The organism is Streptomyces sp. NPDC101165 (assembly GCF_044768135.1).
Lineage (GTDB): Bacteria > Actinomycetota > Actinomycetes > Streptomycetales > Streptomycetaceae > Streptomyces.
Map to the genome: position 1 here is coordinate 268,011 of NZ_JBIWPG010000011.1, position 23,393 is coordinate 291,403.

Here is a 23,393-nt window from a genome sequence, read left to right on the forward strand (position 1 = left end):
GGAGTTACGGCCGGTGTCCGGGCAGGGGAGGAGCATCGGCTCCTCGGCCGGGGCGCACGGGTGCACGAATGGGGGCGCGCGGGAGGAAGCGGGGCGTGGGATGGGTAGCCAGGTGTGGGGGTGGCGTCAGCCTTTACCCCGGCAAACCGCACATGTCACGCATTGACGGTATGTCAGCTGGGCAGTGATCTTCCCGACCGGATCCTTCCGGCCGGATCTTCACGCTCCAGGGGTTCGCAGGGGGTAGCTCATGGCCGCAAGGCCTCTCGTTGCGAGGCAGCCGAACGAACGGCTGCAGGCACTCATCCAGGAAGCGGGGTGCTCGAACGCCGGGCTGGCCCGGCGGGTCAACATGTGCGGCGCCGAGCACGGTCTCGACCTGCGCTACGACAAGACGTCCGTGGCCCGCTGGCTGCGCGGCCAGCAGCCGCGGGGCCGGGCCCCGGCGATCATCGCGGAGGCGCTCGGGCGCAAGCTCGGCCGTACGGTCACGATCGACGAGATCGGCATGGCCAACGGCAAGAACCTCGCCTCGGGGGTCGGCCTCCAGTTCTCGCCGACGGTACTGGGGGCCATCGAGCAGGTCTGCGAGCTGTGGCGCAGCGACGTGGGGCGGCGGGACTTCCTGTCCGGCTCCTCCGTCGCCGCCTCCGCGCTGGTCGAGCCCAGCCGCGACTGGCTGATCTCCGCCCCGGACGCCCAGGTGTCCCGGCAGGCGGGCCCGCGCGTGGGCCAGTCCGACGTGGCCGCCGTACGTTCCATGACCCAGGCGCTGGTGGACCTCGACCACCAGTACGGCAGCGGTCATGTGCGCCCGGTCGTCGTGCACTACCTCAACAGCGTCGTCTCCGGGCTGCTCGCGGGGTCCTACCGCGAGGCGGTCGGCCGCGACCTCTTCGCGACCGTGGCCCGGCTGACCGAGCTGGCGGGTTACATGGCGGTGGACACCGGGCAGCCGGGCCTGGCCCAGCGGTACTACATCCAGTCGCTGCGCCTGGCGCAGGCGGCCGGCGACCGCGGCTACGGCGGTTACATCCTGGCCGCCTCCATGAGCCACCTCGCCGCGCAGCTCGGCAACCCGCGCGAGATCGCCCAGCTGGCGCGGGCCGCGCAGGAAGGGGCGCGCGGGCGGGTCACCCCGCGCGCGGAGGCGATGTTCCACGCGGCCGAGGCCCGCGGGCACGCCCTGCTCGGTGACGTCCGGGCCGCGCAGGACGCCTCCGGGCGGGCGGTCTCGGCGATGGACCAGGCGGACGCGGCCTCCGGGGACGACCCGGTGTGGATCGCGCACTTCGACGAGGCCTATCTGGCGGACGAGCTGGCGCACTGCCACCGCGACCTGGGACAGGCCGAGGCGGCGGCGCGGTACGCCGAGCAGTCGCTGGCCGGACACCCCGAGACCCGGGCCCGGCGCCGCGCCATCGGTTATGTGCTGCTCGCCACGGCCCAGGTGCAGCAGCGCGAGATCGAGCAGGCCTGCAGCACCGGGACGAAGGCGGTGGAGCTGCTGGAGACGCTCCGTTCCAACCGGGGCGCCGATTATCTGGAGGACCTCCAGCAGCGCCTGGAGCCGTTCCGGGACGAGGCGGTCGTGCGGGAGTTCGGGGCCCGTCTCGACCTCCAGCAGGCCGCCTGAACAGCGGCTCCGCGGTTGCGTGAACACACGGGAAACGGCACCAGGACCCAGGATGGTTGCCATATGCAGCGAATCGAGGGGCTGTTTTGTTACTGGTGTCACAAGGAAGAAGATCGCGCCCTGAGCTGCGTGGCACCCGGCTCGGGGGACCCGGTAGCGTGAGCCGACGATTCCGAAGGTCCCCCATTCGTAGGAGTCCCGGTGACGCAGAGTGGACAGGGCGAGGAGCCCTCGGCGCGAGCCGCGCACGAAGGCATCGTGCTGCCCTCCGACGGAGGCGAGCCCCTGCTGCCGGGGATGGCAAGCGCCCCCACCCCCGCCCCCGCGGCCCCGACCGGCGGCCAGGCCTGGGGCGGCTCGTGGGGCCCCGGCGCACAGCAGCCACCCCAGCCGGACCAGGGCTGGCCCCCTGCGGCCGCGCAGCAGTGGGGCACCCCGGACCAGCAGCAGCCCGCGGGCAACGGCCCCGGCCCGCTGCCTCCCGAGGGCGCACCGGCTCCGGCGTACGGCGACCAGGCCCACGGCTCCGCCGGCCAGGACCCGGCCTACGGCTCCGCGGGTCAGGCGCAGGCGTACGGCGGTGATCAGCAGCCCCAGTACGGCGGCGGTCAGCAGCAGTACGGCGCCGGCCTGCAGCCCCAGTACGGCGGCGGCCGGCCGTCTCAGGACGATGCGGGCCGGCCGGCCGCCTACGGCGCCCAGGACCCGTACCAGCAGCAGTTCCAGGCCTCGGCGCCCCTGCCGCCCGCCGACGCGGACGGGTACGCGGCACACGGTGCCGCCGCCCAGGGCGCGACCCTGCCGCCCGCCGTGCCGGAGGCGTACCCGGCCGCGTCCCTGCCTCCGGCGGCCGACGGCGCGACCCAGTACATTCCGCCGGTCCCGGCGGCCGCGGTCGACGAGGGCGCCACGCAGTACATACCGCCGGTGGCGTCCGGCGCGCTGCCGCCCGAGTCCACCGGTGAGGAGACGCGGTTCCTGGGACGCGTGCCCCAGGTGGCCGCCCCCTCCGACGCCGATGCCACCCAGTACATCCCGCCGTTCACCGGCCAGGCGCCGGGCGGGGAGCGGCAGCCGCCCGCCGAGTTCGACAACCTCTTCCGCAGTGGGCCGGGGGGCGGGGAGAGCCCGGCCGGCGCCACGCAGCAGATGCCGCGGATCCAGCCGAACGGCTACCCGGGCCCGGCGCAGCCGTCGTACATCCAGCCCATCGACCTGAACGAGGACGACGGCAGGCACCAGGGCGGCGGTACCGGCTCGCGGGTGCCGCTGATCGCCGCCATCGGCATCGTCATCGTCATCGTCGGCTTCGGTGTCGGCGCGATGTTCAGCGGTGGCGGCGGGGACAAGGGCAACGACAAGAAGACCGTCGCCGCCGCCTCCCCGGCCACCCAGGACTCCGCGTCGGCCGGAGCCGACCCCGCCCAGCAGCAGGCGGCCGCCCTGGACAAGCTGCTCGCCGACAGCGGCAGCAGCCGCGCCTCGGTGATCCAGGCGGTGGCGAACGTCAGGCAGTGCAACAACCTCGGCCAGTCCGCCTCCAATCTGCGCGACGCGGCCAAGCAGCGCACCGACCTGGTCACCCGGCTCGGCAAGCTGTCCGTCGACAAGCTGCCGAACAACACCGAGCTGACCGCCGCCCTCACCAAGGCCTGGCAGGCGTCCGCGGCCGCCGACAACCACTACGCGGCCTGGGCCGACCAGGTGGGCGGCGGCCGGAAGGGCTGCCACAAGGGCCAGGCCCGCGGCAACGCCCAGACTCAGGCCGGCAACCGGGAGAGCGGTATCGCCAGCGCGGAGAAGGTGAAGGCCGCGGCGCTGTGGAACACCATCGCGCAGAAGTACGGCCTGACCCAGCGCCAGCCGACCCAGCTGTGAGCCGGGCGGCCGCCGGGGCAGGACCCCGGCGGCCGGGTCAGCCGAGGTCGGCGTTCTCCAGCGTGCCCGTCATGTCGGTGATCCCGTCGAAGCCCGAGCTCGCGGTCTTCTTCGCCGCGACGAGCCGGCCGTCCTTGACGACCTGGAGGGTCACGTCGGCGTTGACGAGCCGTGGGAAGCCGACCCCGGCGAGCTTGCTCTCGTAGGGCCAGTGCAGGGTCGGGGTGAGGCCGCCCGTGGACACCTTCAGGCCGTCGTCGAGGGTGCGCCGCACGGTGTCGGAGCTCACCTCGCCGCCGCCGATCTTCTCCAGGACGGCCTTCAGCACGGTGTAGGCGATCCAGGTGGTCTGCACTCCGGCGTCCGCGGGGTCGATGCGGTTGTCGCCGAAGGCCTCCTCGTTGATCACCTTCTTCATCCGGTCCCAGCGCGGGTCGGACGACACCGGGTACCAGCCGGTGATGTACGACCCCTCGTAGGGCCCCGACGCCCCGCCCGTCGAGTTGATCACCGTCTGGTCGACGCTGCCCAGCACGTTCGCCGTCCGCACCGCGGGGTAGCCCGCGCGGGCCCGCCGGAAGGAGTCCATGAAGATGTCGGTGCGCTCCCCGAGCGCGGGCACCACGCACCCCTTCTTGAACGTGTCCTTGGTCGCGTAGCGCAGCGCCTGGTCGACCTGGCCGTCGTACTCGGTGGCGTTCTCGGCGGCGAGCTGGTCGCCGGCCGGGGTGTGCCCGCCCGCCTTCAGGCCCGAGTTGAGCAGCGCGGGCAGCTGGTCGCCGGCGATGCTGTCGGGGCGGACCAGGGAGACCGGGCCGCAGGAGGCGGCGAGCGCCCTGCCGAGACCGGCCAGGAGGGCCGGCTGGCCCCCGTTGACCGGGTACACCATGGGGCCGGTGAACTCCTCGCTGGTGACGCCGTAGCCGCCTATGTAGGGGATGCCGGCGCTCTCCAGCGGGGCGAGGAAGGAGTCGCCGAACTGGCTGTAGGAGCCGACCACCGCGACCACGTCCTCGGCCGCCGCGCGCCGGGCGCACTTCGCCGCGCCCACGCTGTCGTTGTGGTCGTTGCAGGTCAGGACCTCGAGCTTGCGGCCGTTGATGCCGCCGTGGGCGTTGATCCACTTGCCGTAGGCGTGGGCCATCGCGGGCATGCCGGGCTTGTTGGTGGAGTCGGTCTTCTGCGGCGCCCAGGTCATGACCTTGATCGGGCCGTCCCCGGAGCCCCCCGTGGCACCGGGGATGGCCCCGCACCCGGCGGTGAGCGACGCACACGCGGCCAGTGCGCCCGCCGACAGGGCGGTGGCTCTGACGGGCCGGGAGAGGAAGGGGAGGAAGGTGCTGCGGATACGTGGCCTGCCGGTCATGGACAAGCACGATTCCGTCACATCACTAACCGGGGAGTGACCCATGGTCAACGAAAGGTGACACTGAGGTGAATTACAGGGGCCGGTGAGACTTGTGTGGCGAGGAACGTACGATCGATGACCGTGCAAGGTTCGGAGAACTCTTCCCGTCGCGGCCGTCGCTCCTCCACCATGGGCGGCATGCCACTGAACGACATGCCGTGGTGGCGCTGGCGCAGCAATGTGCGCTCCGCGCTGCACATGCTTTCCGACCAGGAGTTCCAACGCGACGTCTGGCTGGCCGGCGTCGACGGGTACGGCGACGTCACCGACGCCGTGTACCGCCTGGTGGAGGACACCTGGCTGGACAACTGGTCCGCCGAGAAGTACGTCGGCACGATATTCCGGGACTCGCAGGAAGCGGCGCTCGTCGACACCGCCGTCCTGCGGGTGCTGCGGATCGTGCACCAGGTCGGCCCGGACGCGCCGGTCTCCGCCTACGTCGACCACCACGGGTGGCCGGAGGCGGTGCGGGCGGCCCGGGACGCGCACATGCGCCTCGCGACGAGTGACGGCGACGATCCCGACGCGCCTCCGCGGACCCTGGAGGTACTGCGGATCATGACGAGGGTCGCGTAGGCAGGGGCCGGAACCTCCCGGGGCGGCGCCCGCGCGCGGCAGGCCGTCCCGGCCCGTCCCGACCCGCGGGACGATTGCCCACGGCGCGTGGCCGTATGGGACCCTGTGGTGCATGAACGAGCAGTCCGCCCCGGCCGCCGCCCCGGCCGACCAGTACGTCCTCACCCTCTCCTGCCCGGACAAGCAGGGCATCGTGCACGCCGTGTCGAGCTACCTGTTCATGACCGGCTGCAACATCGAGGACAGCCAGCAGTTCGGCGACCACGACACGGGACTGTTCTTCATGCGCGTCCACTTCTCCGCGGACGCGCCGCTGACCGTGGACAAGCTGCGGGCGAGCTTCGCGGCGATCGGTGACACCTTCCACATGGACTGGCAGCTCAACCGGGCCGACGAGAAGATGCGCATCGTCCTGATGGTCAGCAAGTTCGGCCACTGCCTCAACGACCTGCTCTTCCGCGCCAGTATCGGCGCCCTGCCGGTGGAGATCGCGGCCGTGGTCTCCAACCACACCGATTTCCAGGAGCTGGTGGGCTCGTACAACATCCCCTTCCGCCACATCCCGGTGACGAAGGAGAACAAGGCGCAGGCCGAGGCGCAGCTGCTGGAGATTGTGCGCGAGCAGAACGTCGAACTGGTCGTCCTCGCCCGCTACATGCAGGTCCTCTCGGACGACCTGTGCAAGCAGCTCAGCGGCCGGATCATCAACATCCACCACTCGTTCCTGCCGAGCTTCAAGGGCGCCAAGCCGTACCACCAGGCGCACGCGCGGGGCGTCAAGCTGATCGGCGCCACCGCCCACTACGTGACCGCCGACCTCGACGAGGGCCCGATCATCGAGCAGGAGGTCGAGCGGGTGGGCCACGGCGTGACGCCGGACCAACTGGTCGCCGTCGGGCGGGACGTGGAGTGCCAGGCGCTGGCGCGTGCGGTGAAGTGGCACGCCGAGCGCAGGATCCTGCTCAACGGGCGCCGCACGGTGATCTTCGCCTGAGCCGTGCCCTCTACGCTTCGGGCATGACCTCACAGGCGTACCTCTCCGAACTGTTCTCGCTGGACGGCCGCGTCGCCGTGGTCACCGGCGGCAGCTCCGGCATCGGCCGGGCCATCAGCGGGGCACTGGCGCGGGCCGGGGCGAGCGTGGTGGTCGTGGCGCGCAAGGAGGCACAGCTGGCCGCCACGGTCGACGAGCTGACCGCCGACGGGTGCCGGGCCGCCTGGGTCAGCGCCGACCTGAGCACCCGCGAGGGCGTGCGCGCGGCGGCCGAGGAGGCGGCCGGGAAGTTCGGGGAGCCCGACATCCTCGTCAACTGTGCCGGGATCAACCTGCGGCCGCCGATGGGGGAGCTGGGCGAGGAGGTGTGGGACACCACCATGGCCGTGAACCTGGAGGCGCCCTACCTGCTGGGGCAGCGGTTCGGACCCGGCATGGCCGAGCGGGGCCACGGCCGGATCATCCACATCACCTCCCAGCAGGCGCACCGGGCCTTCGTGCAGAGCGGTGCCTACGGCGTCTCCAAGGGCGCGCTGGAGTCACTGGCCCGCTCCCAGGCCGAGGCGTGGTCCCCGCACGGCGTCACCGCCAACACCCTCGTGCCGGGCTTCGTGATGACCCCGTTGAACACGCGGCTGTCGTCCGACCCGGAGCGGGTGGCGGCACTGGCCGCGCGCACGATGGTCGGGCGGAACGGGGTGGCGGAGGACTTTGCGGGGGCGGTGGTGTTTCTGGCGAGCGGTGCGTCTGCTTATGTCACCGGGCAGTCGATCTTCGTGGACGGTGGGTTCTCGGTGCACTGAGCCGCTGGCAGTTCGGCAGTTCGGTCGGCTGCGGGTGCGTGGGGGCTGGTCGCGCAGTTCCCCGCGCCCCTGACGAGTTGGAGCCCCGTTGGCCGCATAGTTGCCGTGCGTGGCTGCGGGCGGGCAAGCGAAGCCCACGCCCGCCCAGCCCTCGCACCGGCAAGCTGCACAGCCACGTTCACATCCGGCTCAACCCCGCCGCAGCGAACAGCACATCCCTGATCGCCTCCCGGTCGCCGACCTGCCCCGCCGCAGCCTCCTCCGGAGGCACGTGCCCCGCGGCCAGCCGGCAGAACTCCACGCCGTCCAGGGCGACATGGGCCACCTCGAACTCCGCGGAGCCCACCGCCCCGGGCGAGTCCAGCGGGATCAGCCACTCGCCGCCGGCCGCCCCCTCGATCTCCAGCCGCAGGCTCCGCCCCGGCGCCCCCGCGGGAACGAGATGCGGGGTCTGGCCGGGCGCGGACAACCCCGCCCGGCGCCGCTCGGCCAGGGCCACCGGCAGCATCCGCGCCGCGAGGTCGATCATCTTGTTCAGGTGACGCGGCGCGGGCGGCTCGTACGGATAGTCCACCGCCTCCGCGATGTCCTCCGCGTGCACCCAGCACTCGAAGGCGCGGTCCAGCATGGCGTCGTGCAACGGCAGTTCGAAGGCGCCGTACGGCACCGCGAGCCCGTCGGCGGTGCTGCCCGTGAAGGACACCGTCCGTACGAGGTTGTGGCTCTGCTCCCGCCACGGCGCCCGCACGGACCGCGTCGGCGGAAAGTGGGACGCCCGCCAGAACGCCTCGGTGCGTCCGGCCGGCCCCGCAGCACCCTGCCCGCCGAGCTCGCCCGTCTCGCCCTGTTCGCTCTTCTCGCCCTTCGCGAAGACCTCCGCCAGCGGATCCTCCAGACCGAGCGCCGTCGCGACCAGCCCGTCCACCGACAGCAGATGCGCGATCACCCCGGCCACGGTGGTACGACGACTCGTCGGCGCGTCGCCCTCGAACCACCGCAGCCGCACCGGCGCATGCCACTCCGCGTCACCGAAGTCCTGCAGCAGCGCGTCCAGCCGCGCGCTCTCGGCGTCGTAGGGAGCCGCCCAGTCGGGCACCGGGATGCGCGGCGGCCGGCGGTCCAGGCAGCTCTCCAGGACGCGGGTGCGCAGGGCGGGGTCCAGGTCGAGGCTCTCGGGCTGGTGCAGCAGGCCGACCGCCTCGCGCAGCCGCAGCGCTTCCTCGGCGCAGAACCCGCAGCTGCCGAGGTGTTCCTCCACGGCCGCCGTCTCGGCCGCCGAGCAGGCGGCCAGGGCCCAGGCGCCGAGGAGCGACTTCAGGACGTCGTGCGACAGGTCGAGCGGCACGGGCGGAGGGTCTCCCAGATCGGCGAGGTCGGGCAACGGCAACCCGCTGTCCTCGACAGAGGCGCGGGGCAGCGGTATCCGGGGCGACCGGCCGGTTCCCGACCCACCGGCACGCGGCGGCCCGTCACCGGGGCCCGCTCCCGCAGCGCCCTCGTACGCGTCGTCCCCGTCCAACTTGTCGTACCTGTCGTCCCCGTCGTGCGCCTCGAACCCTCCCGGCCCGTTCACGCCGCACCCCCGTATCCCGGCGGTGTGCCGACGTCATGGGCGGTGGACAGCAGTTGCAGGCCGAGGCGGAGCCGACGGCGGGCCTCGTCCTCGGTGACGCCGAGGTCGGTGGCGGTCTGGCGGTAGTCGCGGCGCTGGAAATAGGCCAGTTCGAGTGCGGCGCGCAGCGGGGCGGGCATGGAGTGGACGATGTAGTCGGCGCGGGCGGCGACCGAGGCGCGGTGCACCTTGCTCTCCAGGCTCTCCAGCTCCTCCGCGGAACCGCTCTCGCCCCCGGTGAGCGCGGCGGTCTCGGTGGCGCGCAGCCGCTGCACGGCCAGCCGGTGGGTCACCGCGGCGACCCAGGAGCGCAGCGGACCCTCCTTGGGGTCGTAGCTGTCGGGGTGTTCCCAGACATGGGCGAAGACCTCACGGGTGACACCGTCGGCGGCCCGCTCGTCGCCGAGGACGCGGTGGGCGAGGCTGTGCACGAGGGAGGCGAACCGGTCGTAGAGCTCGCCGAGCGCGGCGGCTTCACCGCGCGCGAGCCGCTGCTGCATCTTGCGGTCCCAGCGGGGCGGTACGTCCTTCTGCGCCATGCTGCCCCTCCCCTCGCGTCGTCCGGCCCGTCCAGCGTCTCTGCACCCTCATCTCGAATGTAGTCGGCACTCCTGACTACGCACGCCCCTTTGTGTCAATGTGCGCCCCCCGAGGCGCCGCAGGTGATAGTGCCCTCTTCACATAATCTTCACTCAAAGCGTGTCCAACTCCGATCGAACAGGATCGGTAGTGACTGAAACAAGCCCCTTGTTGATCGCTCACGGTTTGTTGCCCGAAGTTTCAGGGAACCGCCGCTGGGCAGCCGCGCGGAGAGAAACGTAGGAACTGCTTCCGTTTCCGGGCGGTTCCGGGAGATCCGGCGAGCGGAGGGGCGTGGCCGTGGCATTCAAGGTGACCGACGACGAACAGGGCGCACTGGGTGAGTGGGCCGTGCTCCGGGTGTCCGGGGAACTGGACCTGATGACCTCGCCGGTGCTGCGCCAGCGGGTCCATGACGTGGTCGCCGAGGGCCACCACAGCCTGATCCTGGACCTCTCCGAGGTCTTCTTCTGCGACTCCAGCGGGGTCGGCGTGCTGATCGCCGCCCGTCGGCTGATCCGCTCCTGCCAGGGCCGGCTGCGGCTGATCCTGCCGGACCGGGGCGCCGACGACGGTTCGCACGTCAACCGGGTCCTCGGCGCGCTCGGCGTCCGCCGCCTCTTCGACGTCCGCCCCGACGTCGAGTCCGCCGTCACCGACGAGGCGGGCCCCCTCTCTGCCTGAGCCGCGCCACGCCGACGCCACGAGGTTGTCGCAGAATTCCCCCGGTCTTGGCACAACCCCCGCTTTTCCGTCACCTCACCGCCTCCCGCGACGTACGCTCCCTGCCAGATCCACCCCCACGTCAACGTAAGGCGGCCCGAACAGACATGGTCAGCACCGAGTACGAGCGCAGGATCGCCGCCCGGTTCGCCACCTTCGACCAGGACGGCAACGGCTACATCGACCGTGAGGACTTCAACGCGGCGGCCAAGGCGCTGCTCGCCGAGTTCGCCGTCACCGCCCGCTCGGACAAGGGCCAGGCGCTGTACGCCGGTGCGGAGGCCTTCTGGCAGGGCATGGCGGGCATCGCGGACCGGGACGGTGACCAGCGCATCACCCGCGAGGAGTTCGTCACCGGCGCGGTCAAGCGCCTGCGCGACAACCCGGACCGCTTCGCCGAGATCGCCCGCCCCTTCCTGCACGCGGCCCTGGCCGTGGCCGACCCGGACTCGGACGGCCACGCCACCCTCACCGACACGGTCCGCGTCCTCCGCGTCTTCCACGTACCGGCCGACATCGCCCGCGCCACCGCCACCGCCCTCGACACGGACGGCGACGGCAGGATCGGCGAGGCGGAGGTCATCCCGGCGTTCGCGCGCTACTTCACCGTTCCGGAGTAGCGGCCGGCGGCTGCGCGAACCGCTCCCGCAGCCTGTACTTCAGCACCTTCCGCAGCGTCTCGTTCCGTGGAAGGGCGTCCACCACCTCCAGCCGCTCCGGCAGCTTGTGGACGGACAGCCCTTCCGTGCGCAGGTACGAGACGACCGACGGCAGCGTCAACTCTGCGGCGCCGGACGGCTGTTCGATCACCGCGCAGACCAGTTCCCCCCGCTCCGCGTCCGGCAGGCCGATGACCGCCACGTCTCCCACCGCCGGATGTGCGGCCAGCAGGTCCTCGATCTCCTTGGCCGAGATGTTCTCGCCCTTGCGGATGATCACGTCCTTCAGCCGGCCGGTGAGCACGAGGTGGCCGGAGCCGGTGACGTGGCCGAGGTCGCCGGTGCGCAGGAAGCCCGCCGGGTCGAAGGCCGCGGCTGTCTGGCCCGGGTCCAGGTAGCCCTGGCAGACGGCCTCGCCGCGCAGGCGGACCTCGCCGTCGACGATCCGTATCGCCATGCCCTCCGGTGGGCGGCCCTCGGTCGTCGCGAGGTTCTCGGGGGTGTCCTCGGGGTCTCCCATGGTGATCATCGGAACCTCGGTCATGCCGTAGCCGTGGGTGAGCTGTACGCCCATCTCGCGGACCACGGAGTGGTAGACCTCGGGGGGTTTGGGGGCGCCGCCGCCCGCGAGGAGGCGGAGGGAGGGGATCACCTTCGTGTCCGGCTCCTTGCGCTGCTCGTTCAGGAACATCGAGTAGAACGCCGTCGAGCCGCCGGCCACCGTGACCCCGTGCCGCCGGTATTCCTCCAGCGCGTCCGGCAGGGCGAACTGCTCGAACATCACCGCCGGGAAGCCGTACAGCAGCAGCATGACCGTGTAGTCCGGGCCGGCTATGTGCGCGTAAGGGAACGCCATCGAGCCCACGTCGTCCGGGGTGAGGCGCAGGGCGTGGGCCAGGCAGGAGCCGCCCGCGATCAGGGAACGGTCCGTGTGCAGGACGCCCTTGGGGTCGGAGGTCGTGCCCGAGGTCCAGTAGATCCAGCGGACCGAAGTGCCCTCGGCGGGGGGTGCGGGGAGGGTGGACGGGTCGGCCTCGGGCAGGGTGTCGTACGCCTCGAAGACGCCCTTCGCGCCGAGGCGGCGGGCCATCTCCGTGTGGTCGTGGCCGCGCCAGACGCCCGGTACGGCGAAGAACTCGGCCCTGGACTCGCGCAGCGCGAAGCCGACCTCGCGGTCCCGGTAGAAGGGGATGACCGGGGACTGGACGGCGCCCAGGCGGGCCAGGGCGAAGGAGAGCAGGGCCGTCTCGATGCGCGTGGGCAGCTGCCAGGCGACCACCGTGCCGGGGCGGACGCCCATGCCGTACAGGCCCGCCGCCACCCGCTCGGCCCGCTCGCGCAGCTCGCCGAAGGTCAGCCGGCGGTCCTCCTGGAGGAGGACGGGGCGGTCGGGGGTGAGGTCGGCGCGGCGCACGACCAGGTCCCACAGCGTGCGGGAGGAACTCAGGGAGTGCGGGGTCTCGTTCACGTATGCCCCCTGCTTGGCTGACGACTCGTCAGGTGCCATGCTATCTGACGGACCATCAGATAAGTACTGTCCGGCGGAGGGGACCATCGTGACCGAACTGCCCCGCATCATCAGCGTCGACGACCACGTGATCGAGCCCGCCCACCTCTTCGAGACCTGGCTGCCGGCGAAGTACCGGGACCGGGGTCCCAAGCCGCTGACCGCCGGGATCGGGGAGCTGGCGTACATCGGCGGGAAGTACCAGATCACCATGGACCCGGAGGGCCAGCCGACGGACTGGTGGATCTACGAGGACCTGAAGTTCCCGTACAAGCGCAACATCGCCGCCGTCGGCTTCGACCGGGACGAGATGACCCTGGAGGGGATCACGCGCGAGCAGATGCGGCGTGGCTGCTGGGACCCCAAGGCGCGGCTCGAGGACATGGACCTCAACCACGTCGAGGCCAGCCTCTGCTTCCCGACCTTCCCGCGCTTCTGCGGGCAGACCTTCGCCGAGGCGCACGACAAGGAGGTCGCGCTCGCGTGCGTCCGCGCCTACAACGACTGGATGGTGGAGGAGTGGTGCGGGGGCAGTGGGGGCCGGCTGATCCCGCTGTGCCTCATTCCGCTGTGGGACGTGGAGCTGGCCGTCGCGGAGATCCGGCGCAACGCCGCGCGGGGGGTGCGGGCGGTGACCTTCTCCGAGATCCCCACCCATCTCGGGCTGCCGTCCATCCACTCCGGCTACTGGGACCCGTTCTTCGCGGTGTGCCAGGAGACCGGGACCGTCGTCAACATGCACATCGGCAGCAGTTCGCAGATGCCCGCCGCCTCCCCGGACGCGCCGCCCGCCGTCCAGGCCTCGCTCAGCTTCAACAACGCGATGGCCTCGATGATGGACTACCTCTTCAGCGGGGTGCTGGTGAAGTTCCCCACCCTCAAACTCGCCTACTCCGAGGGGCAGATGGGGTGGATCCCGTACGCCCTGGAGCGCGCCGACGACGTGTGGGAGGAGCACCGCGCCTGGGGCGGGGTGCGCGATCTGATCCCGGAGCCGCCGTCGACGTACTACTACCGGCAGATCTTCTGCTGCTTCTTCCGCGACAAGCACGGGGTCGCGTCCCTGGACGTCGTCGGCCGCGACAACGCCACCTTCGAGACCGACTACCCGCACGTCGACTCGACCTTCCCGCACACCAAGGAGGTCGCCCTCGACCATGTGAAGGGCCTCGACGACGAGACCGTCCACAAGCTGATGCGGGGCAACGCCATCCGCATGCTGGGCCTGGACTTCGACAAGTGATGGACCTCTCGTACACGCCCGAGGAGGAGGAGTTCCGGGCCCGGCTGCGGGAGTGGCTCGCCAAGGTGCTGCCCACCCTGCCCGCCAAGCCGTCCCCGGACGACTGGCCCGGCCGCCGCGCCCACGACCTCGGCTGGCAGCGGATGCTGTACGACGCCGGGTACGCCGACGTCCACTGGGACTCCTCCCCGACCACACGCCTGATCTTCCTGGAGGAGACGGAGAGGGCGGGCGCGCCCTATGTGGGTGCGAACTTCGTCGGGTTGCTGCATGCCGGGCCGACGGTCGCCGCCGAGGGCACGGCCGAGCAGAAGGACCGCTGGCTGCCGCCGATCCTGCGCGGGGACGAGGTGTGGTGCCAGGGGTTCAGCGAACCGGACGCCGGGTCCGACCTCGCCGCGCTGCGCACGCGCGCGCGTAGGGACGGCGACGACTACGTGGTGAGCGGGTCCAAGATCTGGACCTCGCACGCCGAGGTGGCCGACTGGTGCGAACTGCTCGTCCGTACGGACCCGGAGGCGCCCAGGCACAAGGGCATCACCTGGCTGGCCATGCCGATGGACGCCGAGGGCGTCACGGTACGGCCGCTGCGCACGCTCGCCGGGTCGGCGGAGTTCGCGGAGGTGTTCCTGGACGAGGTCCGGGTGCCGGTCGGCAACCGGGTCGGGGCGGAGAACGACGGCTGGCGCGTGACCATGGTGACGCTCTCCTTCGAGCGCGGCACGGCCTTCGTGGGCGAGGTCGTCGCCTGCCGCCGGGTGCTCGGCGAACTCGCCCGCACCGCGCGGGAGAACGACCGCTGGGACGACCCCGTGCTGCGCCGGCGGCTCGGGCGGCTCCATGCCGAGTTCCGGGCGCTGTGGCGGCTGACCCAGTGGAACGTGAGCGAGGCGGAGGCCGGCGGCGGAGTGCCGGGCGTCGGGGGCTCGGTCTTCAAACTGAGGTACTCGCACGTCCGTCAGGAGCTGTACGACACCGCCGCCGAGGTGCTCGGCCCGGACTGTCTCGACCTGGACCGGCCCTGGGTCCTCGACCGGCTCTCCTCGCTGTCGTACACCATCGCCGCCGGCACCTCGCAGATCCAGCGCAACATCGTCGCCGAGCGCATCCTCGGCCTCCCGAAGGGACGGTGACCGTGCGCTTCCGACTCACCGAGGAGCAACGGGCGTTGCGGGCCGGGGTACGGCAGCTGCTGGAGCGCCGGTTCGGCGCGGACGCGCTGCGGGCGGCCGTGGCCCGGCCCGGGCACCTGGACCGGGACCTGTGGCGGGAGCTGGGCGCGGCGGGCCTGTTCGCGCTGCGGGTGCCGGAGGCCCGGGGCGGGGTCGGTCTCGGGCTGCCGGAGGCGGTGCTGGTCTTCGAGGAGACCGGCCGTGCACTGCTGCCGGGGCCGGTACTGGCCACCCACCTCGCCGCCGGGACCGTACCCGGGGCGGCCACCGGGGAGACCGTGGTGGCCCGTGCGGACGGCCCCCTGGTGGAGTGGCTGGACGCGGCGGACACCGTGATGGGGGACGCCTCCGGTGCCGTACCCCTGCGGTCGGTGGACCCGCTGACGCCCCTGCACCGCGTCCCCGAGGGCGGCGTCGGCGCGCCGGATCCGGAGGCCGTGCTCCTCACCGCCGCCGAGCAGCTCGGCACGGCCACGCGCGCATGCGAGCTGGCCGTGCAACACGCCCGGGCGCGAGAGCAGTTCGGGCAGCCGATCGGGGCCTTCCAGGCCGTCAAACACCTGTGCGCCGACCTGCTGGTGCGCGCCGAGACGGCCCGGGTGGCGGTCTACGCGGCCGCCGTGACCGCCGACCCCACCGACATCGCCGCCGCCCGGCTGCTCGCCGACGAGGCCGCCGTGCGCGGGGCCCGCGACTGCCTTCAGGTGCACGGCGGCATGGGCTTCACCTGGGAAGCAGAGGTCCATCTGCATCTCAAACGGGCCTGGGCGCGGGCCCAGCGCGGCGGGGGGAGCACGGAGAGTGAGGAAGTGTTGGCCGCCGATCTGGTGGCCTGACGGTGAGGCGACGCGCTGGGCTGGGCCCTGCATAAAGTCGTGGCCCAAGATGTCGCGGATCGTGGCGTACCGGAATCACGGAGCGTCGATACCGGGTTGTGTCCATCGTGTGACCCGTCACGTCCTGGAGTCGGCGCCTCACTCCGGTACCTTCTGTGGGATGCGAGTGGCTGCGAGCGCGAGCCGTGCCGGTGATGCCCCCGGGGTGCCGCCGGATCAGGCCTGTTCGACTCCCTGCTGCGAGCGTCGCACAGTATGCCGCACGGGTAATCCTTCGCGCTGGAATATGCCCGAAGCGCTTGTTGGGGTGACTGTACGTCAACCATGCTGTCTCGTAAGGGAGTCACGTTCCGTGACCCTTGCGCTGGCCGTTGTCCTGGCCATGCAGAGAATGGCTACGATCGTGGCCCTCGTCGCGGCGTGTGCGCGGCGCGGGGTCATGTGTCCGCCGGTTCGGATGGTGTGAGCGGTGCAGGTGCTTCAGGTGCAGCTGGAAGTCCGGCCCGACCCCACGGAGGTGGGGCGAGCCCGGAGATGGGCCCGTTCCCGCCTGGCAGGGTCCGGTATAGACGCCGACGAACCGCTCGCCGAGACGCTGATTCTGCTCGTCTCCGAACTGGTCACCAACGCCGTGGTGCACACCGGCCGTCCGGCCGTGCTGCGGCTGTCCCTGCCCCCGGGCACGGTCGAATCCGCCACCGTCCGCCTCGAGGTGGCCGACACCAGCCCCCGTGCGCCCGTCCCGCGCTGCGCCGGCAGTAACGCCACCGGCGGCCGGGGCCTGGCGCTCGTCGACTGCCTCGCCGACCGCTGGGGCTGGAGCCCCGAGGGCGCCGGCAAGAGCATCTGGTGCGAGCTGGACCGCTGCTCGCAGCCCCGGGAGGGCGCAGCCGTGGCGTACGGGGGCGGGCGGTCCGCGTGCGAGGACCTCGCGTTCGAAGCGGTGTAGGCACCGGTGTGGCGTGCGCCGGGGGTGCATCCGTGCGCGGCCACCGTGAATCGGGCGTACGTCATGAATCGCCGTATCGGTGTTGACGGCATGTGTCCGTTTGAACACGCTTGTGGGCGACGATTCGCCGCGAGGGGACGGCGAGGGCCCGGGTGACGTCGGTCCTCGTCGAGTGTGGGTCGCGCCGGGTGGCGGCGCGTGGTCGGCGCAGGGGGGCGCGCCGCCAACCGGGCTTCAGAGGACAGCGATCGGTGCCACGGGTGTCCCCGTCGCGCCGACGAACGGCTCCGGCATCGCCGACAGCAGAAACGCGTACCCGTTCGTTTCTCCACAGGCTGTGGACAACTCTTCGAGATTCCAGTTCTGACCCTGGAGCATCCCCATCTCCACCAGGTCCAGCGCGTGGACCGGCAACCACAGATTCTCGATCTCGGGCGGAAAGATCTCAAAAGTGAGCGTGTCGTTCGCGACCGCGGCCACATCGCGCGCGTGGAACCACTCCGGGCAGCGCACCGAGAGCCCCGGCGACGGATAGCCGTACCCGTGCTTGTCCCCGGCCAGATACACCTGCACCTGCCCGGTTCGCACCAGGACCACGTCCCCGGCCCGCACCCGCACCCCGCCGAACTCCTCGGCCGCCTCCAGGTCTTCCGGCGTGACCCCGTGCCCGCCCGCCAGCCGGTCCACGCCACGCGCGCGTGCCACGTCCAGCAGCACCCCGCGCGAGACGACGTGCCGCGCCTTGTCGATGCCGCTGAACTGCGCGCCGGCGTGCGGGGTGACCGTGTGCGCCGGGCGGCCGTTGTAGAGCTTCCCGGAGTGCGAGACATGGGTCAGCGCGTCCCAGTGGGTGCCCGCCTGCAGCCCCATGGTCACCGCGTCGTCGCTGCAGGCCACCGTGCCCGGCCCGAACAGCTCCTGGTTGATCTGCACCATCGCGTGCAGCGGATTGACCCGTCCAGGGATCATCCCGGTCTGCACGCCGTCCTGCTGGAGCGGGAGGGCGAGGGGGACGCGGCGGCCCGTGCGGACGCAGGCGGCGGCCTCGCGGACGACCTCGTCGGTGATCAGGTTCAGGGTGCCGATCTCGTCGTCCGCTCCCCAGCGCCCCCAGTTGTTCACGCGCTTGGCGATCTCGTGGAACTCGTCGGGCAGTGACATCCGATGCCTCCCCGGGGCTTGTGTCCGCACGTCTGACGCGCCATAAAATCTAACGGTCCGTCAGAAACCGCGGGAAGGGGCCGGACGTGGGGAACTTCTTGGCAGGCAAGGTGGTCGCCGTGACGGGCGCCGGACGGGGCATCGGGCGCGCGGTCGCACTCGCGGCCGCTGCCGAGGGTGCGAAGGTCGTCGTCAACGACTACGGCGTCTCCATGGACGGGACCTCGCCGACCAGCGAGGTCGCCGAGGCCGTCGTCAAGGAGATCGAGGCGGCCGGGGGCGAGGCGATCGCCGTGGCCGACGACATCTCCACGATGGCGGGCGGGCAGCGGGTCGTGGACGCGGCGCTGACGTCGTTCGGACGCATCGACGGGGTTGTGTGTGTGGCCGGGATCCTGCGTGAGCGGATGCTGTTCAACATGTCCGAGGAGGAGTGGGATCCGGTGATCGCCACCCACCTCAAGGGCACGTTCACGGTGTTCCGGGCCGCCTCCGCCGTGATGCGGAAGCAGCGGGCGGGAACCTTGATCGGGTTCACCAGCGGCAACCACCAGGGCTCCGTCTCCCAGGCCAACTACAGCGCCGCCAAGGGCGGCATCATCTCGCTCGTCCGCAGCGCGGCGCTGGGGCTGCACAAGTACGGGGTGACGGCGAACGCGGTGGCCCCGGTGGCGCGTACGCGGATGTCGGCGAACGTTCCGATGGAGCTGAAGGAGATCGGGGCGCCGGAGGACGTGGCGGCGCTGGTGGTGTACCTGCTGTCCGACGCGGCGAAGGAGCAGGGCGTCACCGGACAGGTGTACACGATCGCCGGACCGAAGATCGCGGTGTGGGCGCAGCCGCGGGAACTCCGTTCGGCTTTCGGGGAGGAGGCCTGGACGCCGGAGCGGATCGCGGAGTTTCTGCCGGGGTCGGTGGGGGTGGATCCGATGCCGATGCTGGCGCAGGTGGCGGGGATGGAAAGGGCTGCGCGGGACGGGGAGCGGCCCAACGCCTGAGAGCTCGTGCCGACAAGGGAGGTCCCATGGACTTTGAATTCACCTCCGAGGACGAGGCGTTCCGTACCGAGGCTCGCGGCTGGCTTGCGGCGCATGCCGACAGCGCGCAGGACCGTCGTACCTGGGAACGTACCCTCGGGAAAGCCGGCTGGATCGGGATCGGCTGGCCCGAGGCCGGCTACGGCAATCGGACCGCCACCCTCACCCAGCAGGTCGCCTGGGCCGAGGAGTACGCGCGGTCGGGTGCGCCCCCGCGTTCGGGGCACATCGGGGAGAACCTGCTTGCCCCCACCCTGATCATCCATGGCTCCGAGGAGCAGAAGAGCCGTTTCCTGCCGCCGGTCGCCGCCGGGGAGGAGCTGTGGTGTCAGGGGTACAGCGAGCCGGGTGCGGGATCCGACCTGGCCGGGGTGCGGACGGCGGCGGTGCGTGAGGGGGCGTCCTACCGGATCACCGGCCAGAAGATCTGGACCTCTCTCGCCCATGAGGCCGACTGGTGCTTCGTGCTGGCCAGGACCGATGCCGGGTCCCGTCGCCACCAGGGCCTCAGCTTTCTGCTCGTCCCCATGGACCAGCCGGGGCGCATCGAGGTGCGGCCGATACGCCAGATGACCGGCACGAGCGAGTTCAACGAGGTCTTCTTCGACGGGGCGCACGCGCGCGCGGAGCACGTCGTCGGGGGAGAGGGCCAGGGCTGGCAGGTGGCGATGAGCCTGCTGGGCTTCGAGCGCGGGGTGTCGACACTCGCCCAACAGATCGGATTCGCAGCAGAGTTGGGCCGGGTCGTGCGAGCGGCGTTGCGTACCGGTGCCGTCGACGATCCGGTCGTACGGGCCCGGCTCGTGCGGCAGTGGGCCGAGCTGCGGGCCATGCGCTGGAACGTCCTGCGCACCCTCGGCGGCTCCGGCGATCCGGGCGCGCCCAGTGTGGCGAAGCTGCTGTGGGCGAACTGGCACCAACGGCTCGGGGAGTTGGCGGTGCAGGTGCGCGGTGCGGAGGCTTCCGCGGGGCCCGCGGACTGGGCGCCGGCGGCGCCGTACGAACTCGACCCCGACCAGCATCTGTTCCTCTTCGCCCGGGCCGACACCATCTACGGCGGCTCGGACCAGGTCCAGCGCACGATCATCGCCGAGCGGGTGCTCGGTCTGCCGAGAGAGCCGAAGGGGGTCGCGTGATGCGTGGTGTGGTGTTCGACGGCAAGCAGGTGCAGGTGGTGGACGATCTGGCGGTACGGGAGCCGGGGCCCGGCGAGGTGCTGGTGGCGATCTCGGCGGCCGGGCTGTGCCACAGCGACCTCTCGGTGGTGGACGGCACCATTCCCTTCCCGGTGCCGGTGGTGCTGGGCCATGAGGGCGCGGGCGTGGTGAAGGCGGTCGGTGCGGGCGTCTCGCATGTCGCGCCCGGTGACCATGTGGCCCTGTCCACGCTGGCCAACTGCGGGACGTGCCCGGAGTGCGACCGGGGGCGCCCGACCATGTGCCGCAAGGCGATCGGTCGCCCGGGCCGACCCTTCAGCCGCGGGGACCGGCCGGTCCACCAGTTCGCCTGCAACTCGGCCTTCGCGGAACGTACGGTCGTCAAGGCGGTGCAGGCGGTCCGCATCCCGAAGGACATTCCGTTGTCGTCGGCCGCGCTGATCGGGTGCGGGGTGCTGACCGGGGTCGGCGCCGTCCTGAACCGGGCCCGGGTGGACCGCGGGGACACGGTGGTCGTCATCGGCACGGGCGGTATCGGCCTGAACGTCCTGCAGGGCGCGCGTCTTGCCGGGGCCCTGAGGATCGTGGCCGTGGACGCCAACCCGGCGAAGGAGGCGACGGCACGGCAGTTCGGCGCGACCGACTTCCTCACCTCGGCGGAGGGTGTGCGGGACATCCTGCCGACGGGCGCCGACCACGTCTTCGAGTGCGTGGGCCGCGTGGAGTTGATCCGCCGGGCGATCGACCTCCTCGACCGCCACGGCCAGGCCGTCCTGCTCGGCATGCCCCGGGCGACCGCGGAGGCGTCCTTCGTCGTCTCCTCGATGTTCCTCGACAAGGCCATCCTGGGCTGCCGCTACGGCTCCTCGCGCCCGCAGCGGGACATCCCCCTGTACGCCGAGCTGTACCGCCAAGGCCGCCTGCTGCTCGATGAGTTGGTGACCCAGACCTATCCGGTGGAGGACTTCGAGAAGGCGCGGGCGGACGCGGAGGCGGGGCGGGTGGCGCGAGGGGTGCTGATGTTCTGAGCACTCTTGTTCGGTCCTCGTGAGTGCTGCGTGGGCTGTGGTTCCGCGAGTTGTCCACAGGCGGCGGGAAATGCGGCGCCGACTGTCCGTGCCGCCCCCTACCGTCGTCGCATGAGCTACCGCGATGTCGTCTCCCGACCGGTCCTGACCTGGGCCCTGGTGGCCGTCGGCGCCCGCATGCCGGTGGCCATGGCGCCGCTCGCCCTGGTCTTCCTGGTCCGCGAACGCCCGGGCGGCTACCCGCTGGGCGCCGCACTCGCCGCGGTCTACGTCCTCGGCGAGATCCTCGGAGCTCCCGCCCTCGGCATGCGTCTCAACCCGCGCCGGGCCCGTCCCCACCTGGCGGTGGGCCTCGCCGCGGGTGCCGTCGGCTTCGCCGGGCTCGGCGCGCTGCCGGGCGCGCACCCCGTGATACTCGGGATGTTCGCGTCCCTCGCCGGTGCCGCCCCCGCGGCGGCCTCCGGGGGCCTGCGGGCCCTGCTCACCTCGCTGGTGCCCGGTCACGCGGCCGCGCAGGCGCTCTCGGTGGAGTCGATGCTGATGTCCGGCATCTGGGCGCTGTCCCCGGCCGCGGTCACCGGACTCGCGCTCGGCGTCGCCCCGGGCGTGCCGCTGCTGCTTGCGGCGGCCCTGATGGGGACGTCGGTGGCGGGCCTGTGGCTGCTGCCCGAGGGCTGGCAGACGGAGGAGCGGGCCGGGGGGACGTCGAAGCTCCGCGTCCTGGCCGGCGCCTGGCCGGCGTACGTCACCGGCGCCGCGGGCCTGTCCCAGCTCGCCCTCGCCGAACTCGTCCTGCCGGCCCTGCTCGAACAGCGCGGCATCGCCGTCGGCTGGGCCGGCCCGCTGCTCCTCGGCATGTCGGCGGCCGCGGGGGTGGGCGCGTTCCTGTACGGGCTGCGGTCCTGGCCGGGGCGCCTCGCCACCCGCAGTGTGGTGCTGCTGTGCGCGATGTCGGCGGCGGTGACCGGGGTCGCGCTGATACCGGGCGCAGCCGGCATCGCGGCCGCCCTGACCGTGGCGGGGCTGCTCCAGTCCGCAGCGATGCTCACCCGGAACCTGTCCCTGCGCGAAGCCCTCCCGCCGGGTGCGCTGGCCGCGGGCTACTCGGTCATGTACGCGGCCGTGGGCGCGGGATACGCGGCCACGGGTTCCCTGGCGGGTGCTCTGCTGCAGCTGGCCGCCCCCTCCACGGCGGTCCTGGCCGGCGTGGGGCTGACGTTGGTCCTCACCGGGATCGGCTGGTGGGGCGAGATACGCAGGGAGCGGTCCCGGGGCCGGAGGGAGGTGGCGGTGACCGACGGAAGCGACCGCAGCAGGATGCATACGGCTCCCTGAAGGCTCCACACCCTTCTGCCCCTTCCGCTCCCTTCTGTTCCCTTCTGTTACGTCATCGCGGGGTCCCCGGCCCCGTCGCTGAACCCCGCCCGGAACGTCCGCCGATAAGCCGTAGGTGTCACCCCGAGGGCTTGCTGCAGGTGCTGGCGCATCGACTGGGCCGTGCCGAAGCCCGCGTCGCGGGCCACCTGGTCGACCGAGAGGCCGGTGGACTCCAGGAGGTGGCGGGCGCGTTCGACGCGCTGCTGGGTGAGCCACTGGCCGGGGCTGATGCCGACCTCCTCGCGGAAGCGCCGGGTGAAGGTGCGGACCGACATGGCCTCCTGCTCGGCCATGTCCCGCAGCTGGATCGGCTCGTGCAGTCGGCCGAGGGCCCAGGCGCGGGCCGCGGTGGTGGTGGCGAGCTGGGGGTCGGGGACGGGGCGGTGGATGTACTGGGCCTGGCCGCCGTCGCGGTGGGGCGGGACGACCGTGCGGCGGGCCACCTCGTTGGCGACGGCCGTGCCGTGGTCGCGGCGCACCATGTGCAGGCACAGGTCGATCCCGGCGGCCACCCCGGCCGAGGTCAGCACGTCCCCGTCGTCGATGAACAGCACGTCCGCGTCCACCTTGATCCGCGGGAACATGCGCTGGAAGCGTTCGGCGTCCGCCCAGTGGGTCGTCGCCGGGCGGCCGTCCAGCCGGCCCGCGGCGGCGAGGACGTAGACGCCGGTGCAGATGGAGGCGAGGCGGGTGCCGGGGCGGATGCGGGCGAAGGCGGCGGTCAGTTCCTCGGTCAGCCTGCCCTCGTCGTAGACCGGGCCGAGTTCGTAGGACGCCGGGACGATCACCGTGTCGGCCGTCGCCAGCGCCTCCGGGCCGTGCGGGACGTGCACCGCGAAGTCGGCGTCCGTCTCGACCGGCCCGGGCGGCCGGACCGAGCAGGTCACGACCTCGTACAGGTACCGGCCCTCGGCGTCCCGCGGGCGGCCGAAGATCCGGTGCGGGATGCCCAGTTCGAAGGGGAGCAGGCCGTCCAGCGCGAGGACGACGATCCGGTGCGGACGGAACTCCTGGCCGGCAGTCATGACCTGATCCTTCATGGCCCGATCCTCCACGCC

Annotated in this window: 21 protein-coding genes; 15 read left to right on the plus strand and 6 right to left on the minus strand. The window is 72.0% G+C overall.

Features of this window, described 5'->3' with window-relative positions; translation table 11 throughout:
* Window positions 1-250: 250 nt before the first annotated feature.
* Window positions 251-1,636 carry a transcriptional regulator gene (locus tag ACIRVH_RS25025; RefSeq protein ID WP_403956843.1) on the plus strand — a complete coding sequence of 462 codons (1,386 nt, stop codon included), beginning with the start codon at window positions 251-253 and terminating at the stop codon, window positions 1,634-1,636.
* 201 nt (window positions 1,637-1,837) lie between these two features.
* Window positions 1,838-3,514, plus strand: a complete 1,677-nt coding sequence (locus ACIRVH_RS25030) for a hypothetical protein (RefSeq protein ID WP_403956845.1) — start codon at window positions 1,838-1,840, stop codon at window positions 3,512-3,514.
* Between the two features lie 37 nt (window positions 3,515-3,551).
* Here ACIRVH_RS25030 and ACIRVH_RS25035 read toward each other — a convergent pair whose 3' ends face one another.
* Window positions 3,552-4,880: an ABC transporter substrate-binding protein gene (locus ACIRVH_RS25035; RefSeq protein WP_403956848.1), complete on the minus strand. Its 1,329-nt coding sequence runs from the start codon at window positions 4,878-4,880 to the stop codon at window positions 3,552-3,554.
* A gap of 117 nt (window positions 4,881-4,997) precedes the next feature.
* Between ACIRVH_RS25035 and ACIRVH_RS25040 the strand changes: the two genes are divergently transcribed.
* From ACIRVH_RS25040 to ACIRVH_RS25050, 3 genes are all read left to right on the plus strand, one after another.
* Complete coding sequence (locus tag ACIRVH_RS25040) at window positions 4,998-5,498, plus strand: hypothetical protein (RefSeq protein WP_403956850.1); 501 nt, start codon at window positions 4,998-5,000, stop codon at window positions 5,496-5,498.
* Window positions 5,499-5,610: 112 nt separating this feature from the next.
* On the plus strand, window positions 5,611-6,492 hold the full coding sequence (gene purU, locus ACIRVH_RS25045; RefSeq protein WP_403956853.1) for a formyltetrahydrofolate deformylase: 882 nt from the start codon (window positions 5,611-5,613) through the stop codon (window positions 6,490-6,492).
* Window positions 6,493-6,515: 23 nt separating this feature from the next.
* Entirely contained in the window at window positions 6,516-7,295 is a 780-nt protein-coding gene (locus ACIRVH_RS25050; RefSeq protein WP_403956856.1) for an SDR family NAD(P)-dependent oxidoreductase, read from the plus strand.
* Between the two features lie 178 nt (window positions 7,296-7,473).
* Here ACIRVH_RS25050 and ACIRVH_RS25055 read toward each other — a convergent pair whose 3' ends face one another.
* The gene (locus ACIRVH_RS25055; RefSeq protein WP_403956859.1) at window positions 7,474-8,868 is read right to left on the minus strand and encodes a maleylpyruvate isomerase N-terminal domain-containing protein; all 1,395 of its coding nucleotides are present in this window, start codon (window positions 8,866-8,868) and stop codon (window positions 7,474-7,476) included.
* Window positions 8,865-9,446, minus strand: a complete 582-nt coding sequence (locus ACIRVH_RS25060) for an RNA polymerase sigma factor (protein ID WP_403956862.1) — start codon at window positions 9,444-9,446, stop codon at window positions 8,865-8,867. Before ACIRVH_RS25060 ends, ACIRVH_RS25055 begins: the two co-directional genes overlap by 4 nt.
* 334 nt (window positions 9,447-9,780) lie before the next feature.
* Here ACIRVH_RS25060 and ACIRVH_RS25065 point away from each other — a divergent pair, with 334 nt between their 5' ends.
* Together ACIRVH_RS25065 and ACIRVH_RS25070 are read left to right on the plus strand one after the other, a co-directional pair.
* Window positions 9,781-10,170: an STAS domain-containing protein gene (locus ACIRVH_RS25065; RefSeq protein ID WP_403956865.1), complete on the plus strand. Its 390-nt coding sequence runs from the start codon at window positions 9,781-9,783 to the stop codon at window positions 10,168-10,170.
* Between the two features lie 146 nt (window positions 10,171-10,316).
* Window positions 10,317-10,829, plus strand: coding sequence for an EF-hand domain-containing protein (locus tag ACIRVH_RS25070; protein WP_403956868.1), 513 nt, complete (start codon window positions 10,317-10,319; stop codon window positions 10,827-10,829).
* On the opposite strand, the gene ACIRVH_RS25075 is transcribed toward ACIRVH_RS25070, so the two are convergent.
* Window positions 10,813-12,336 (minus strand): class I adenylate-forming enzyme family protein, encoded by a 1,524-nt coding sequence (locus ACIRVH_RS25075; RefSeq protein WP_403956871.1) that lies wholly within the window; start codon window positions 12,334-12,336, stop codon window positions 10,813-10,815. The genes ACIRVH_RS25070 and ACIRVH_RS25075 overlap by 17 nt on opposite strands.
* Before the next feature lie 85 nt (window positions 12,337-12,421).
* Between ACIRVH_RS25075 and ACIRVH_RS25080 the strand changes: the two genes are divergently transcribed.
* The 4 genes from ACIRVH_RS25080 (at window position 12,422) to ACIRVH_RS25095 (ending at window position 16,575) form a co-directional block, all read left to right on the plus strand.
* Window positions 12,422-13,618 carry an amidohydrolase family protein gene (locus ACIRVH_RS25080; protein WP_403957146.1) on the plus strand — a complete coding sequence of 399 codons (1,197 nt, stop codon included), beginning with the start codon at window positions 12,422-12,424 and terminating at the stop codon, window positions 13,616-13,618.
* Window positions 13,618-14,751, plus strand: coding sequence for an acyl-CoA dehydrogenase family protein (locus ACIRVH_RS25085; protein WP_403957149.1), 1,134 nt, complete (start codon window positions 13,618-13,620; stop codon window positions 14,749-14,751). The genes ACIRVH_RS25080 and ACIRVH_RS25085 overlap by 1 nt, the downstream gene beginning before the upstream one ends.
* A 2-nt stretch (window positions 14,752-14,753) precedes the next feature.
* Window positions 14,754-15,626 carry an acyl-CoA dehydrogenase family protein gene (locus tag ACIRVH_RS25090; RefSeq protein ID WP_403956874.1) on the plus strand — a complete coding sequence of 291 codons (873 nt, stop codon included), beginning with the start codon at window positions 14,754-14,756 and terminating at the stop codon, window positions 15,624-15,626.
* Window positions 15,627-16,110: 484 nt separating this feature from the next.
* Window positions 16,111-16,575, plus strand: coding sequence for an ATP-binding protein (locus tag ACIRVH_RS25095; RefSeq protein WP_403956877.1), 465 nt, complete (start codon window positions 16,111-16,113; stop codon window positions 16,573-16,575).
* A 234-nt stretch (window positions 16,576-16,809) separates the two neighbouring features.
* Here the strand turns inward: ACIRVH_RS25095 and ACIRVH_RS25100 are convergent, their stop codons facing one another.
* A complete protein-coding gene (locus ACIRVH_RS25100; RefSeq protein WP_403956880.1) occupies window positions 16,810-17,736 on the minus strand; it encodes a cyclase family protein in 927 nt (308 codons plus the stop codon).
* An 86-nt stretch (window positions 17,737-17,822) separates the two neighbouring features.
* Between ACIRVH_RS25100 and ACIRVH_RS25105 the strand changes: the two genes are divergently transcribed.
* The 4 genes from ACIRVH_RS25105 to ACIRVH_RS25120 all read left to right on the plus strand — a co-directional run bounded on the left by ACIRVH_RS25105 (window position 17,823) and on the right by ACIRVH_RS25120 (window position 22,293).
* Complete coding sequence (locus ACIRVH_RS25105; RefSeq protein ID WP_403956883.1) at window positions 17,823-18,734, plus strand: SDR family NAD(P)-dependent oxidoreductase; 912 nt, start codon at window positions 17,823-17,825, stop codon at window positions 18,732-18,734.
* A gap of 26 nt (window positions 18,735-18,760) precedes the next feature.
* Window positions 18,761-19,909, plus strand: coding sequence for an acyl-CoA dehydrogenase family protein (locus ACIRVH_RS25110; protein ID WP_403956886.1), 1,149 nt, complete (start codon window positions 18,761-18,763; stop codon window positions 19,907-19,909).
* The gene (locus ACIRVH_RS25115) at window positions 19,909-20,958 is read left to right on the plus strand and encodes a Zn-dependent alcohol dehydrogenase (RefSeq protein WP_403956889.1); all 1,050 of its coding nucleotides are present in this window, start codon (window positions 19,909-19,911) and stop codon (window positions 20,956-20,958) included. The genes ACIRVH_RS25110 and ACIRVH_RS25115 overlap by 1 nt, the downstream gene beginning before the upstream one ends.
* A 111-nt stretch (window positions 20,959-21,069) precedes the next feature.
* A complete protein-coding gene (locus ACIRVH_RS25120; RefSeq protein WP_403956892.1) occupies window positions 21,070-22,293 on the plus strand; it encodes an MFS transporter in 1,224 nt (407 codons plus the stop codon).
* Between the two features lie 47 nt (window positions 22,294-22,340).
* Here the strand turns inward: ACIRVH_RS25120 and ACIRVH_RS25125 are convergent, their stop codons facing one another.
* Window positions 22,341-23,360 (minus strand): GlxA family transcriptional regulator, encoded by a 1,020-nt coding sequence (locus ACIRVH_RS25125; RefSeq protein ID WP_403956894.1) that lies wholly within the window; start codon window positions 23,358-23,360, stop codon window positions 22,341-22,343.
* Window positions 23,361-23,393 lie beyond the last annotated feature (33 nt).

Excerpts from the sequence above, each read along its gene's own strand:
- ACIRVH_RS25025 (WP_403956843.1), top strand. The coding sequence starts at position 251 with ATGGCCGCAAGGCCTCTCGTTGCGAGGCAGCCGAACGAACGGCTGCAG.
- ACIRVH_RS25035 (WP_403956848.1), bottom strand. The coding sequence starts at position 4,880 with ATGACCGGCAGGCCACGTATCCGCAGCACCTTCCTCCCCTTCCTCTCC.
- ACIRVH_RS25040 (WP_403956850.1), top strand. The coding sequence starts at position 4,998 with ATGACCGTGCAAGGTTCGGAGAACTCTTCCCGTCGCGGCCGTCGCTCC.
- purU (WP_403956853.1), top strand. The coding sequence starts at position 5,611 with ATGAACGAGCAGTCCGCCCCGGCCGCCGCCCCGGCCGACCAGTACGTC.
- ACIRVH_RS25050 (WP_403956856.1), top strand. The coding sequence starts at position 6,516 with ATGACCTCACAGGCGTACCTCTCCGAACTGTTCTCGCTGGACGGCCGC.
- ACIRVH_RS25060 (WP_403956862.1), bottom strand. The coding sequence starts at position 9,446 with ATGGCGCAGAAGGACGTACCGCCCCGCTGGGACCGCAAGATGCAGCAG.
- ACIRVH_RS25070 (WP_403956868.1), top strand. The coding sequence starts at position 10,317 with ATGGTCAGCACCGAGTACGAGCGCAGGATCGCCGCCCGGTTCGCCACC.
- ACIRVH_RS25085 (WP_403957149.1), top strand. The coding sequence starts at position 13,618 with ATGGACCTCTCGTACACGCCCGAGGAGGAGGAGTTCCGGGCCCGGCTG.
- ACIRVH_RS25100 (WP_403956880.1), bottom strand. The coding sequence starts at position 17,736 with ATGTCACTGCCCGACGAGTTCCACGAGATCGCCAAGCGCGTGAACAAC.
- ACIRVH_RS25110 (WP_403956886.1), top strand. The coding sequence starts at position 18,761 with ATGGACTTTGAATTCACCTCCGAGGACGAGGCGTTCCGTACCGAGGCT.
- ACIRVH_RS25115 (WP_403956889.1), top strand. The coding sequence starts at position 19,909 with ATGCGTGGTGTGGTGTTCGACGGCAAGCAGGTGCAGGTGGTGGACGAT.
- ACIRVH_RS25120 (WP_403956892.1), top strand. The coding sequence starts at position 21,070 with ATGAGCTACCGCGATGTCGTCTCCCGACCGGTCCTGACCTGGGCCCTG.
- ACIRVH_RS25125 (WP_403956894.1), bottom strand. The coding sequence starts at position 23,360 with ATGACTGCCGGCCAGGAGTTCCGTCCGCACCGGATCGTCGTCCTCGCG.